Source organism: Paenibacillus sp. J22R3 (genome assembly GCF_056269305.1).
Window position 1 is genome coordinate 292,162 of record NZ_JBWDNS010000005.1, and the last position, 14,716, is coordinate 306,877.

General features: G+C 49.7%; 11 protein-coding genes. 1 reads left to right on the plus strand and 10 read right to left on the minus strand.

All coding sequences use genetic code 11. From position 1 onward, the window contains the following. Nucleotides 1–34: 34 nt before the first annotated feature. Entirely contained in the window at nt 35–739 is a 705-nt protein-coding gene (locus AC0YN4_RS22535; protein WP_475782718.1) for a PspA/IM30 family protein, read from the plus strand. Between the two features lie 82 nt (nt 740–821). On the opposite strand, the gene AC0YN4_RS22540 is transcribed toward AC0YN4_RS22535, so the two are convergent. The 10 genes from AC0YN4_RS22540 to AC0YN4_RS22585 all read right to left on the minus strand — a co-directional run bounded on the left by AC0YN4_RS22540 (nt 822) and on the right by AC0YN4_RS22585 (nt 14,584). Continuing rightward, nucleotides 822–2,228 carry an NTP transferase domain-containing protein gene (locus AC0YN4_RS22540; protein WP_475836822.1) on the minus strand — a complete coding sequence of 469 codons (1,407 nt, stop codon included), beginning with the start codon at nt 2,226–2,228 and terminating at the stop codon, nt 822–824. Between the two features lie 22 nt (nt 2,229–2,250). After that, nucleotides 2,251–3,399 carry an ROK family protein gene (locus AC0YN4_RS22545; protein ID WP_475836823.1) on the minus strand — a complete coding sequence of 383 codons (1,149 nt, stop codon included), beginning with the start codon at nt 3,397–3,399 and terminating at the stop codon, nt 2,251–2,253. A gap of 64 nt (nt 3,400–3,463) precedes the next feature. Beyond that, the gene (locus AC0YN4_RS22550; RefSeq protein ID WP_475782721.1) at nt 3,464–4,318 is read right to left on the minus strand and encodes a carbohydrate ABC transporter permease; all 855 of its coding nucleotides are present in this window, start codon (nt 4,316–4,318) and stop codon (nt 3,464–3,466) included. A gap of 21 nt (nt 4,319–4,339) precedes the next feature. Then, entirely contained in the window at nt 4,340–5,221 is an 882-nt protein-coding gene (locus tag AC0YN4_RS22555; RefSeq protein ID WP_475782722.1) for a carbohydrate ABC transporter permease, read from the minus strand. A 104-nt stretch (nt 5,222–5,325) separates the two neighbouring features. Further along, a complete protein-coding gene (locus AC0YN4_RS22560; protein ID WP_475836824.1) occupies nt 5,326–6,642 on the minus strand; it encodes an ABC transporter substrate-binding protein in 1,317 nt (438 codons plus the stop codon). Between the two features lie 24 nt (nt 6,643–6,666). Further along, nucleotides 6,667–8,346, minus strand: a complete 1,680-nt coding sequence (locus AC0YN4_RS22565) for a protein O-GlcNAcase (protein ID WP_475782724.1) — start codon at nt 8,344–8,346, stop codon at nt 6,667–6,669. Further along, nucleotides 8,343–9,080, minus strand: coding sequence for an SIS domain-containing protein (locus AC0YN4_RS22570; RefSeq protein ID WP_475836825.1), 738 nt, complete (start codon nt 9,078–9,080; stop codon nt 8,343–8,345). Before AC0YN4_RS22570 ends, AC0YN4_RS22565 begins: the two co-directional genes overlap by 4 nt. Before the next feature lie 21 nt (nt 9,081–9,101). Further along, nucleotides 9,102–10,091 carry a BadF/BadG/BcrA/BcrD ATPase family protein gene (locus AC0YN4_RS22575; protein WP_475836826.1) on the minus strand — a complete coding sequence of 330 codons (990 nt, stop codon included), beginning with the start codon at nt 10,089–10,091 and terminating at the stop codon, nt 9,102–9,104. 77 nt (nt 10,092–10,168) lie between these two features. Continuing rightward, entirely contained in the window at nt 10,169–12,796 is a 2,628-nt protein-coding gene (locus AC0YN4_RS22580; protein WP_475782727.1) for a hypothetical protein, read from the minus strand. Between the two features lie 18 nt (nt 12,797–12,814). Beyond that, nucleotides 12,815–14,584 carry an S-layer homology domain-containing protein gene (locus AC0YN4_RS22585; protein ID WP_475836827.1) on the minus strand — a complete coding sequence of 590 codons (1,770 nt, stop codon included), beginning with the start codon at nt 14,582–14,584 and terminating at the stop codon, nt 12,815–12,817. Between the last annotated feature and the right edge of the window lie 132 nt (nt 14,585–14,716).

Here is a 14,716-nt window from a genome sequence, read left to right on the forward strand (position 1 = left end):
TTCATAAAAAACCAAAACTAGGAGATGTTCAACAATGGGATTGTTAAACCGAATTTTCAACATTACACAGGCAGCTGCCAACGAATTGCTCGACAAGCTGGAAGATCCGTCCATGATGCTCAACCAATATGTACGCGGCATGCAGGATGAGATCGCCAATGCACAGCAAGAGTTGTTTAAACAAGAAGCCATGATTAAAGGGCTGCAGCAGCAAGCGAGCGAAGCTGCTGTAATGGCAGAACACAGCGAAACCAAAGCGCTGGATGCCATGAGAGCCGGCAATGAAGCAACGGCGCGCGAGGCACTAACCGCGAAGCTGCATTACACCGATAAGGTACAGGAATATTCGCAGTGGATCGAGAAGGCGAAGCTAACAATCGCTGAGCTGACACAGCGGCTGGAGAAAGCCCGTGCAGAGCTCCCTCTGCTGCTCAAGAAACGTGAAGAGCTGCTTGCACGCATTCAACAAACAGCAGCGAAGTCCCGCTCCGGTATGCCGAGCTTCAGCGTTGGCCGTGCCAGCCTGGAAGGCGGATCCGCTTCACGCGGCTTCCAACGGATCGAAGAGAAAATCGCGCAATGGGAAGCCCATGTGGCCATGTCCCGCCAACCATACGGCGCGGGCTACAGCGATTCTTACGGTGCATCACCTGCTGCGGGTACAACAGGCATACCTGCTAAGGATGCGCTGATCAATGAGCAAATGGAACAGCTGCGCAGAAAGCTGCCAACGGAATAAGCTGCACTTAAACGAAATAAACAACCTGATTTCGGCACATGCCGTGATCAGGTTGTTTGCATTTATACCTATTCAGGCTTCTCTACCAGCCGTATTTAGCTGGACCCCATTCTTTGCGCACGAGGTCCTGCTTCACATAGAGCAAGCTGCGATTCGGCACATCTTCCTCTAGAATGACGCCTGATCCGACAACGCTATAGATCCCGACCTTCACACCCGGCATCAGAATCGCATTCACGCCGGTGCGGACAAAGTCGCCTAAATAAATCGCATTGCTGTGCTCGCGAGGTGTTTCTCTGCGACCTTTGATACGATGCGAGGTGTTCCCATCGTCGAAACGCAGCGTGCCGCAGACGGTAGCCGCACCAAGATCAGTAGAGGTGCCGATTACACCGTAGAACTCCATGTAATGATACAAGTACACCGTATCGAAGATAACGCCGTCGAGCTCTGCGCAATGATTAACCACGCAGTGATTGCCCACTGTCGTACCCTCGGAGAGAAAGCAATAATTGCCGATGTACGTATCATTACCGATCATATGGCTGCCTTTCAGTATCGCGCCATTCTCGATTGTCGTATGATCCCCGACAATCACGCTGCCTTCGATAATGACATTACGGCCGATTTTGCTGCCTACGCCAAGCTTTACGAAACCTTCGATCGAAGCGCTCGGATCAATCGAAGCGCCTTCGGCGAGCACATGGCCGGTCAGCTTCGCACACTCACGGCGAGCCACGATTTCATTGGCAAGCAGAATATGCCATGGTTTGTCCAGATCGACGAATTCACCGATTGTCTCCACCGCACGAACCGCATAACCGTCATTCATGCAATCCAGCAACGACATTTCCAAATGTCCCTCAAGCGGCGGCATCATGCCGACCTGTACGCTTGTAAACAAACCGGAGCTGGCGCTGGCATAAGCCCAGAAATCCTTGCTGAATGCAAATGCACAGAAGCGGTGGCTGTAGTCGTCGCGCGGATGCCCCATAATATGGTCAACGCTTTCGTTCTTCAGTCTGCAGCAGATCCAGTCCGAGGAAGGCTGTTGCCCCAGCGGATGCACCAGCGCAGCGGCTATCTCGTTTCCGGATCGCTGTTCGAACGAGGCGGCAAGTCGGCCAAGATCCGCTTGATCCACCAGTGTATCACCGTACATGACGAGGATATCCTCATCCCCGCATGCGCTGCGAGCAGCACATAGTGAGAACGCCGTTCCTTGCGCCTTCTCATCGTTAACGACGATAATGTCCATTCCTTCGTTTGCACACGAGCTGGGACCATGCTCCCGGAAGTAGTTGCGGATCTGGCCGTGCAGCTTGCCTCCGACGATGATGACTTTGCTATAACCAAGCGCCTTGAGTGACTCCACTTGATGCGCGATGAGCGGCTTCGTTGCAACCGGGATCATCGCCTTTGGCCGAATTTCGGCGTAGGGCCACATTTTCGTACCCGCTCCGGCGGCCAGAATTATCGCTGTTCTCATGCAGGCTTTGTTCCCTTCACTCTTATAGATTGTCAATCCAGCGATCTCTAACGGCAATCGCCGCTCCGACGAGCGTACTCTTCTCCTCATAATTCGAGAAAGTCAATTTCAAATTATCGTATATGTCTTTATGCAGCCGATCCTTAAGCCGCTCCGAGATTAACGCAATAAACGGTTCGCCGAACGCATTGTACTGTCCTGCGATAATAATCATATGTGGATCGAACAGCCATGCGATATTGTTGAAAGCTGTAGCCAAGCAGTCTGCAACACGGATTAATTCCTTGGCAACAATGGGATCCCCCCCTTGAAACCGCTCCACATAGCTCTTCGAACGTGAAGCGCCCGCAAGCTCATCCTGCTCTTCAACCCGGCGAACAAATTCATTCCACGAAATCATTTGCTCCAAGTTCTGTCCGCTTCCATGCGCAATGACGATCTGTCCGATTTCACCGGCAAGGTGGTTGGCACCCTCCGAGATTTCGTTCCAAGCCGCACTCGCCCCACCGACGCCTTCACCCAAATAAATAAAGAAAATCGATTTAGAAGCAGGGTCTGGCACTCGCTGCAGCTCGGCCATCGCGGCCAGCTTCACATCGTGGTCGATCATAATCGGAAACTCCGGCAGAAATTTCGTGAGCACGTGATGCAGGTTCACTTCTCCAAATGCCGGGATGAGACAGTTCACAACCAAATCCTTCTCTTGGTTGTACGGTCCGGGAGTGGAGACTCCTATGCCAATCAGCTCATTCTCCTTCTGCAGCTGCTCAATCGTGCCAAGTATGTCTTTGCAAAACTGCTCAATATTTTGAATATACGTCAGCTCATTCTGATACGTGTACGAATAAGAGCTTAAGGTAACAAGCGATAAATCCTTAATCACATAATGAAAATGAATCGATGTGAAGTCGATGACGAGCATCTGCTTCTGACCGGGCAAGAACCGAAGCAGGTTCGGTTTCCTGCCGACTGTGCTTTTCTCATCCTTCGTTTCATCGGTTATACCGACGTTCACGAAATCCTCCACAATCGAAGAAACCGTAGCGGCGCTTAGGTTTGTTTTACGAGCAAGCTCCAGACGAGTTGTAAGATCGCTATGAATTAATTCCTCGAATACCAGCTTACGGTTCTGAATTTTGACCGAGTTAATATTAACCAACTGCTTCTTCAATAGGACCACACTCTCTATCGGTTAAATAATCAATGTTTATACTCCTATATTCTACCACTACATTCTACTTGAGTGAACCTTCCGTTAAACCGCTTACGATGTGACGGTGGAACAGCACATAGACCAGAATCATCGGGATCGTCACGATCGAAAGCGCGGAGAACAGCAAGTGATAGTTCGTAATGTAACGGCTGGAGAAGGCGAGCAAGCCTGTCGGGATGGTCTTCAGTTTATCGTTCTGAATATACAAGAGCGCAAGCAGAAACTCGTTCCAGGAATTGAGCGCCGAGAAGATCGCTACGCTGGACAAGCCCGGCATCATGAGCGGTACCATGACACGCGAGAAGATCGTAAAATCGGTTGCGCCATCCATGCGCGAGGACTCTAACAGCTCTTTCGGAAGCGAGTCGTTGTGCGCCTTGAGCAGAAATACCGCAAGCGGCAAGCCCATCGCAATGTATGGAATAATGAGGGCAAAGCGGGTATCCTTCAGGTTCAAATATTCGAAAATATAGTTTTGCGCGATAAAATAGGATTGCAGCGGCATGAACAACCCGAGTACGAACATCGCCAATAACAATTTGCTGCCCTTAAACTCCAGCTTGCTGAATGCGAAAGCAGCCAGCGCGGCGAGGACAAGAATGAAGACGACGGTTACGGATGTCGTAATCAGGCTGTTGAGCGCGTACACGTTCATCTTGCCGACCTTCCAAGCTTGCACCCAGTTGTTCAAATCAATCTTCTCCGGGAACGAGAATGGTGAGGAGAAAATCTGTCTGTTGGACTTGAAGGACGAAATAATCATCCAGTACATCGGATAGAAGAATAGCAGCGACAACAAGGACATGCCGATATAATAGCCGGCGGATGATAGTTTATTCACAAAGCTTGGTTTGCTTTTGTATACGGTAGCACTCATGGGACAATCTCCTTTTCACGCCTAATATTCCAGCTTCCCTGCATCCTTCGGCTTTAGTTTGTTGAACAGAATCCCAATCAGTGTAATGACAATCGTCATCAGGACAGCAAGCGCGGAGCCATAACCAACATCGCCGTTCTTGAACACCACTTTGACTAGGTAGGTCGTTACGATTTCGGTTTTGTTGTTTGGTCCGCCGTTTGTCATGACGTAGAACAAGTCAAAGGCTTGGAAGCCGCCTAAGATACAAAGCAGGAGACCTACTTCAATCAGATCCATGATCATTGGAATCTTGATACGGAAGAAGACCTGCCATTCCGTTGCTCCATCCAAATGCGCAGCCTCGTACACTTCCTTCGGAATACGCTGGATCCCGGCATAGAAGATCGTCATGTAGAAGCCTGCGGAGACCCATCCGGAGACGACTGATACCGCGATCATAGCCGTCTTGCTCTCGCCCAGCCACACATGCTGCAGGCTGTCCAGCCCCAGGGAGTGAAGCAGCGAGTTGATCAATCCGAAATCGGCGTTATACACGAACGCCCAGAGGTACGAAACGATAACCATCGGGAGCATCATCGGCGTGAAGAAAGCAACGCGGAACAATCCGGTACCGCGGAAATTCATCGTAATCAGCCCGGCCAGCGCCAGTCCAACCACAATTTCCAGCACAATGGTCAATAAGATATATTCGAAAATGTGCACGTACGACATCACGTAGATCTGATCTTTAATAGCACGAATGTAGTTATCAAAGCCGGCAAAGCTCATCTCGCCGTATCCCTTCCACTTGAAGAAGCTGAAGGAGAAGGTCATGACGATCGGGATCAGCACCGCAAAGGCGAACATCAGAACAGCCGGGGCGACAAACAAATACGGGGCAATACGCCATTTCTTATTCAAGTTCCGCGACCTCATTTCGAGTTTCGTTTGTTTAAAGGGATGCACCGAGCATCGCTTAACGCGAATTCCGAGTGCATCCCACATTTTGGCGAAGTGTATTAAAGTTACTTCTTGTCCGTCTTTAAATGTGCAATTTTCTTATCCACTTCCGCCAGCGCGGCTTCAGGTGTATTGTCTCCACCCAGCACTTGGGAGGTCGCGGAGTTCAGTGCATCCGCGATTTCCAGGTTGTAGCCCGTATCCGGCGGCGATACAAGCGCGCTCGCGTTCTTCAGCATGTCGTTCAGCTTTACAGTAAGCGCATCGGTCTTCGAAGGATCTACTGAGCCTTTCGCCATCGGCGTAATGCCGTTCTCAAGCAGCTTCGCAGATGCTTCAGGGGATACATAGAGCTTCATGAAATCAATCGCAGCTTGCAGATGCTCGGTTTTCTTGTTGATCATGTAGCCTGTTGCTACGCCCAGCACGCTGGACTGATCCCCTGCGCCGCCCGGCATGGAAGGCAGATTGAAGAAGTCATATTCGAAATCCGGCGCCTCTTCCATCGCAGTCGATACAAACCAGCTGCCGATCGGGTGCATAGCAGCTTGTCCGTTCATAAACAGCGTATCCGCTTCGTTATCCGCAATCGCGTTCGCGCTCTTGTTCACAAGCTCGTTATCACGCAGTTCCTTAATATAGGTAAGCGCCTTAACGAATTCAGGCGAATTGAATGGCTTGTTCAGTGTCAGTGCGTCCGCATATGCCTGCTCGCCTACTACACGGGAGATCATATGCGCCATCCAGTTGCCGCCTGCCCACAGATCTTTGTTGCCTACGGCAATTGGCGTAATGTCGGCTGCTTTGATTTTCTTCGACACGTCGATAAACTCGTCCCATGTTTTCGGCGGGGTTAGCTTCAAGTTGTTGAAGATTTCTTTGTTATACCAAACGACGTTCGTCACGTCTGCATTGCTTGGAATCATGTATACCTTGTCATCGATCTTCATGCCGTTGTAATCCGAATCCACGAAACGATCCTTCAAGCCTTCTTGCTGAACCGCTTCCGTCAAATCTGCCGCGTAGCCTTCGTCATTGCGCATCTTCAGACGCTGACCGGCCCATTCAAAATAAATATCCGGCGCATTATCGCTGTTCAGCAGGTTCGGAAGTCCAATCGTTTGGTACATATCATCGTCTTGGAAGTTCAGATCAACCGTGACATTCGGATGCGCCGCCTCATACTCGTCTTTAAGCTCGTTCCAGACCGCAATCAGCTTCTCGCCCGGAGAACCCATTGCAATGCGAAGCGTAAACTCTTCCGTACTTGTTGCTTGATTGCCTTCATTGCCATTGGCAGCCTTGTTATCCGCATTCCCGCAGCCTGCCGCACCGGATAGAACCAGCATTGCCGCACTTAACGTCATCATCATTTTTTTCATCGTAAGAGACCCCCTATATGATAGTTAAACACGGACTTCTTCAAACACTTTGTTAGCAAAAATATCAATGATATCGCCGAATACATACGTCCGATCCGCCTTGAATGCAGCGTACTGACTTTTAAACGATGACATGCAAACCTGGTTCGGCGTCTTCAAACAATCAAGACCCAGTTGCAGCATTTGGCTGCCATTTGCAAATTTCAGAATCCAACGATCCATCTCATCGTGGGCCGCCTCGTTATCCATGCCGCGCAGCAGATGCGCCGCAGCCTCTCCCAGCTCCGCAACAAAGGCATCTATTTGCTCAAACGCCTCTTCGCGACTGCCAAAATCATGCGTGAATAAAAACTGCTCGATTGCTTCGTTCAGCCTCGGCGCATTTCGCAAGTTCAAGCAGGAGTAGAGCACATTGTCGGCAAATACGAGAAAAGGCTTATAATCCTTCTCGCCCACAATCTGCAGTACCGCACGCTTCCAACTACTCTCCGGGTCGTAACTCACAGGATTCCACAGATAATCCGCGATCGTTGCAATTGCAAATTTACTGCTTTCGGCATACTCCATGCAGTTAGCGATAATCCCTCTTGTAAAACGATACAAATGCGGATCGCGCTCACGGTAAGGTCCGATGTGCATTTCATTGGTCATTTCGACATCGTTGACCGGATAGTTGTCCCAGTAGAGCGGCTTATGGTAGGTGTTCTGCACGAACGTCGCAGCTTCAAGCAGCGTTATTTCCCGGGAGCAAATGTACCGTCCGGTCCAGAACATATCGATGCCCGGATCCAAATTCCGGCCAAGCTTCGATACGTAATACTCATTGCCTTTGCCGTGATACTGAGTCGGGCAGACGACCAGTTGGATCGAAGGATCGAAAGCTTTGAGTTCCGCGTACACCTGCTGCGTCACCTCAATATGCGCAGCTACGAGATCCTCGTAGACTTCCCGATCCTCCGCGTGCTGCAGCTCGCTTGGAATATCATCGAAGAGCAGGCCGAACTTCCGGATACCGATACCGTGAATATGTTTGATTTTGGAGATGAGCTGCGCACGGTCTTCACTGCTGGAATACCGCATCGACAAGCCGGGTCCAATGCAATAATAGAAATCAAGATATAGCGAACTCGCTTCCGCGAATATCAGTTTCAGCCGCTCGTAGGATGCTGCGTCATACATCTCCCGCCACTTAGCACGATGATAGATATCATCCTTCGGTCCGTAGAAATAAGTATTCATGCCGGATAATGAGATAAACCGCAGCATTCGGCGCTGCTCCTCTTGCCCCCATGGCTCGCCATAGAAACCTTCAATAATGCCGCGCAGCGGGAACAAGGGATACTCATAGATAACGCCGTTTGTCAACGTATCGCCCTGCATGAGCACACGCAGTTTGTTGAGCGCAAACCATAGGGAGCGTTCCCCCGAATGGGTAATGACGACATTCTTTCCATCGCCGTCGCCCTCAGAGCGAATGTCCAGCTGAAAAATTTCATCCGACAACGTGCTCGTCTCTCGGATATAAGTGAACCGTTCGTTATGCACAGAGATGGTCGCGATACGGAGCTCTCCTGCCGCAGCCGGCTCTTCGGTGACCCGGCATTCGCTCTCATGCAGCTCGCACCACTTCTGGATCACACGGCCTGCCGTACTAACCGCAGTCGCTTCTTGTATCGTGATGGTCCTTGGCAGAGTCCGTTTCATAACGCTCGAATCACCCCTCTGTACTTGTGCACTAGGCTTTGATTGATGCTGTCTCCGCCATCCGCGTTGCTGCTCGCAAACACCTCGGGCATCGAGCCACCCTCCACCATAAGCTCAACCGTCTCAGCCACGATCGCATTGACAATCGCAGCGCCAATTGCTGTCGACGTTGGCGCAACCCTGCGCGGGAAGCCGTCGATCGCAACGCTTGCATCACCGATTGAGCCGTGATTATCAATGACGGTATCGCATACTTGGTAAAGCAGTTTACCGCTGCTGTGTCTGGACGTTGCCGATTCGGAGTGCTTCAGACTAGTCAAAGCCACAACATGCAGCCCCCGTTCACGGGCAATCAGAGCCATTTCGATATTGACCGCATTGCGTCCCGAATTGGATGCAATAAGCAGTACATCGCCATCGCAGGTTTGCTGTTGGTCGAATATGATTTGCGCAAGTCCCGGCAGTCGTTCAAGCTCCGTACTCTGCAGTGCATTGGAGTGAAGCATGAGCCCCTCCAGAAAGATCGGGTTCACGTTGGCCAAACCGCCGGCACGGTAAAACATCTCCTCCGCCATCATATGCGAATGCCCCGTACCGAATAGATGCAGCCGGCCCCCGTTCGTGAAGGCATGAGCGATTTTCCCGGCCGCCTCACGTATCGCATGGATTTCTTTATCCATGACCGAAGCAAGGAGCTCTTCTAGCTGTGCTAAATATCGTAATGCTGCCGACACCGTAATTCCCCTCTCTCTGATTTATGCCGATTCGGTAGAACGCCGCGGATAAGTAGTGCCTAATTGCTGTAAAATATCTTCCGTGAGCATCGTTCCCGTTCGCTGAAAGCAGCAGATAATCGCTCCAATCTCCGGCGGGAAGCCTAGCAGTTCAACCTTCACATGGCTATGCTTCAACTCGATTTTGCCTTTAAGCTGTTCATATATATAGCGGTTGTGTTGAAAAACGCCACCGTACACACCGATCTTGACACCTTCGAAGTTACCGAGCTTTTTCACCAACATGTCCGCGTGCTTCTCTAAGTCATAAACGGCTTGATCAATCACTTGCCTCGCAACCTTATCGCCTTGCTCCGCGCATTTGGCCACTTCTGTTGCAAACCCTGCTATCAGATGGCGTTCCATGCGGGGATTATAATACACGTCGATTAATTCGCGCATATGCGCGATTGAAAAATAATCCAATACTTGTTGAGATAAGTATGTCTCTTCGCCGAGTTGCTCATAACTCGCAATGGCTGCTTTAATGCCGTTCATGGCAATATCATGGGCGCTGCCTTCATCGCCAAGTCGATAACCCCAGCCTCCGACAATGCTTAACTCGCCGCTTGACAGCATCGCAACTGCCATTGAGCCGGTGCCGCTGATAATCAGCCCTCCCGGGTTGCCGAGTGTTAACGCCATAAGTGCGATATACGAATCGCTGTGCATGTATATCGATTGTGCTTGAATAATCGGTGATGCAAATGCTAACGTCGCTTCCTCGCTTGCTTCTTGATCGAGTGCCGACATGCCTATAAAAGCAGTATCGTATTCCGCAAATCCATACTCAGCTTGCAATTGCTTCATGATTGCCGCACAGTTCGTACGGGCTTGTTCCATACCAACCGAATAATAATTGATGGAATGTCCGGTAGCGCCAGCCAGAATCCGGCCCGAATCATCGGACACGATCGCCGTCGTACGCGTTCCGCCACCATCAATGCCCAGAAATAGCTTCCGATTCTCCATCCCATTTCTCTCCTGCCATAGCCATGGAGAAGGGGATCAAGTTGATCCCCTTCTATGGCCGGTCATTCTAGCTTGTCTTAGTTTTGAGCTTCTTTGATCATGCCGTAGTAGCGGCCGAGCCAGTATGGAAGGGTGAACGGTGTACCGTCTTCCATGTTATTCTTCTTGTAATTGAAGTTTTCATTAGCTGCATAAGGTGTTTCAACAAAGAATGGGTTGCTGTTGTCCTTCGTAATTCTGCGCTCATCCGTAGGAAGTGCATAGTTCGTCTGATTGTTCGCTTTCGTTTCACGATTACCAGGTTCAATGAAGAACACATCCTGACGGTCATACCGCGCGGTAAACACGAATCGGTATTCCGGCATACGGTAGAGGAATCTAACCGCAGAGTCCAGATCCACGTCCGATTTCTCCGGATGCGCAAGCTGATACAAGAATGTGTAGAATGGATTCTCTTCACGCTTCTCGTTCTCGAACCATTGATCGAAGGCAGCTACGATTAGGTCATATCTGGTTTTATCTTTCTCAAGAACAACCAGCTGATAAACCGGGAACCAGCCAAGCTCCTCGTCGGAATAGTTGATGTATTGCGTCCAGTCATTGTGAATAGTCGCATTGATATTGGAGTATTCATCTGAGCTTTCAGCATCACCGTAACCATCTTCTGGGGCTACTTGTTCTCTTGTTGCCACCTTCTGACCAAGAATGTCATAAGCGGTGGTCGCTTGACGTACAACGCGACGCTTGATGTAATCCAATGCCATAGCGATATAGCCTTTACCGTTCTCAAATTCATCTTCTTTGCTGTAATCGCCATCAAAGGCTTTCTCGTATGCGGCTTCGAATTTCGCTGCATCTTCCGGGTAGTTCTCTTTTGTAACGTATGCAGCGGTTTTGAAGGCAGCCATAACTTCAAGCGCGTTCAACGGACCATCTTCATAGCCGTACGAAAGTGCATCGTTACCTTTGTCGTCTACGCCTACGTTTGCGTTCCATAGCTGCTGACCTTCCATAACCGAAAGGCTGTCATTAAAGTATTTGGACGACCATCTCGACCATTGCGTCGATTTGCCTGTTGCATCTTTAATGTAGTAGTTTTCGTTCTCGATGATTAGGTTCGTCATACGGTCCGTAGCTTCGGCAATATAATCTTTCAATTCAGCCAGGTCCGCATCGCTCTCATCGTCACACAAATATTTGTATGCGGTCATAAACAGAGCATAGTGACCGTCTACTTCATCGGAAGAAGTATCAGCTTTATACACGATCTGGTTCTGATCGATATAGCCGTCTTTGATTACTGATTCCGGGAATAGGTCGTTAAAGAATTGCGGGATTTTCTCATAAATCGGTACTGTCAATTGGAACAACGGTTTATCAGCTGCAGATGTGCTTTGATCCCCATCCTTATACTTCTTGTCTACCGTGTTGCCGAGATCAGTTTCCTCTTTTATCTTTTGTGTGATAACGGGCATGACTTGATACACCGGTGCTTCGTAATCGCCATCTTCAAAGGTATCAACGAGAGTTTTCAGATCTGTACCGAGCTTCGGAAGACCTGTTCTGCCTGCGTTTAACGCTTGGATAGAATCCGGGCTCAAACCGACACCATTATAATTGAGTACGCCATGACCACCAGATGGGAATAATGTGTCGCCCTTCTTGACCATCGCATCCTTCGTCACGCGAACGATGGAATAGCCAATTGGCTCTTTACCTTCTTGAATCATACTAGGAACAATGGCATTCGGATTCGGGGAGCCATCCATAATGGAATGGAACCAGAAGCCATTCGTGTTTTGGAAGCCATAATCTGTATTGTCAGAAGTCTTCGCGCCTGCTTCGCTTGTCAGCATGTACGAACGAGCAGGGAATCCATTGCCGCGTCCCGATACATAATCCAGCAGAAGTACGGCTTTCGTAGCTTTCAGCGCTGCCGCTTTAGCGACATCGATTTCCGCTTGCTGCTCTAAAGTCGGATTCGCATATTCCGTTTTCAACGTTTGATAACGGAATATTTCACCCATGGCATACATAGCTGTCCACAGGCCGTCATTGTCGCTAGTTGACGGTGTGGAAGTAAACTTACCTGTCGGGGAGTTATAGTCCACATAGTTCTTTCCTTCATCCGTGAACGTAACCGTTGTGCCAGTGACCATGCCGCGTCTGGTATGAACGTCACTGGTAATTTTCTCGTAAATCGCCGATTTCTCTTGCAGCGTCTTCTTCGGCATTGTGATATGGGTAGCACCAATAGCATTTCGCACCCAAACTCCGCCTGCGCCATCGCTTGCAAGACCCGTAACGTTATCGTCTGCGCCGTAGAGGTAACGAGCGCCCGCCATGTATTGCACAACGTCACGTGCATCTTTTTCAGTGAAATCAACACGCTGAAGACCATTTTGCGTACCGATCCAGAATACGCCGTCTGCATCCTTGATCGCGACATTGACATCAGCCTGATTGCCGGAAGGAATGAACACCAGATCTGTTTTGGTAGTTACCCAAGTAAGGCCGCTAGGAATATTGGCAGTTGTGTAGTACACCACTTGTTTAGTCGGATAAGCTTGCAGCTGAACCGGTGAATAGTTAACTGCCGATGCAGGAGCATCTGCTGCGAAGACATTGGTAACCGGCAGCGATAACAACATCGATGCGGCGAGTACGCCGGAAAGAACTTTAGAACGTTTCTTAAGTTTGGACATGTCTAATTTCCCCCTCTTCTATTCCATGATGTGTGATACGCCGTCTACCGTAACTGCATAAACACCTGTTTTGCCATCGTCAACCAATAGCAGTACTTTGTTATCCGCCAGATCACCGCTGTCCTTCGTGTAGGTAACCATTTCATTGGTCGCCAGGTCCACACGGGTAACACCGGAATCCGTTCCGAGCCACAAGTAATCTCTTGCTTCTTTCAGAACCGAAGTATTAACACCGCGAAGCGCCGCAAAAATCGATGGCTTAATATCCAGATCCGCGTTTACGTAGTTACCGGCATTCACTAAGTTCGGAAGCGCATTGGCTGCCGGATTGGCCGTTTTATCATACGTCGGGTCCTGCATTAGCTGAAGATAAAGCTTCACATATCCGCGTGCTCCGTTATCAGCGAAATTCGTTGTCACGTAGTCGTAGGTAAATTGCTTTACGTCCGCGTCGTTAGTGCCGCCTCCGCCGCCAATTACGCCACCTCCGCCTTCAATTGGCGCCGTGCCGCCTTTAACTTCTTTACCGCCAATTGTAGCGCTGTCCGCTTTAACCGCAACTTTCTCCGGAGCAGTCTCAAGCTTTACGCCGTTTGCGTTAATCGTTGCGTCAGCAATCTTACCTGTACCCTTCACTTCGGCAGCACCGTCAACGCTCAGCTTCTCAACCTTCGTGCCGGCATCGAGTGTTACTGTGCTCCCTGCCGCCGTGTTCGCGATGGAGAAGTTGGTTACCGTTGCCGATTCCATACCCACATTGGTATCCGAAATGACCGTTACATCGCCAAATTTACCAACCAGTGTAACGTTGTTGTTTGTGCCTGCGGCAACCGTAACATTAGCTGCTGTGCCCGTTGTATTCTCAACACGACCATCGGAGAGAATACTAATGCCATTAGTCGATGATGAAGTACCGTTCAATACGACGCGAACCGCTGCGTCTTCTTTATTAATCACAATGCTTCCCGCCTGCGTGTTGTTAAGCTCGACGCTATGCACGCCGCCGCCAAGTACGTAAATCGTGCCCGTTATCTTGGCATTCTCGATGGTGAGGTTACCTTCGCCAACGCCTGGCGTGATGTACAAATTGCCGGATAGCGTAACTCCTGACAAGGTGCCGCCAGCTGTGTTTACAACAAGGTTCTTCCCTGTAATGTCCGAATGCTTGTCCGCATCCGCTACCAATGTACCCATGATATTGTTAATCATCTTAATCGCTTCTGCGCGTGTAAGCTGTTTAGTCGGTTGGAAGAGTCCTTCCGGAGTACCTGCAATGTAGCCTGCGGCTTTCATTGCATGGACAGCATCCTTCGCCCATTGCGATACTTGATTGTCATCTTTAAACCCGGCAGCGCCGGCTGTAGCCGAAACCTCGAATAAGCGGCTTAGAATAAGTGCTGCTTTCTCTCTGGAGAGATTCTCTAGCGGAGCCATCTTGCCGCTTGGATCACCGGTAATGATGCCCGCTGCGTGAGCTTTGGCAATTTCGGATGCGTACCAAGCAGAAGCAGGAACATCACTGAATGTTTGGTTGCTTTGTTTGGAGAAGTTGAACACCCGGTTCAGCATGGTAACGAACTCCGATTTCGTAACTGCACGGTTAGGACTAATTGTGCCGTCATCATTCCCTTTGATCAGCCCAAGCGTCTTCCATGTGCTAATTTCAGATGATGCCCATGCCGGGATCGCTTCTGTAGAAGACTTGTCCGCTGATGCAAATTGCGCGCATGCAATTGTCGTCGCGATTGAAAGTGATACAACCAAGCCTTGCTTCAACTTTCTTTTCATATTGTTACCCCCCTGTGTGATGTCTGCTGCTTGAAACCAAATGGCCCCATGTGATCATCAATTCTTGTTAGAAAGCGCTATCAACTTCTTCATTATAGATTGGGTTATTACATATTTCAATAATTATTTTAA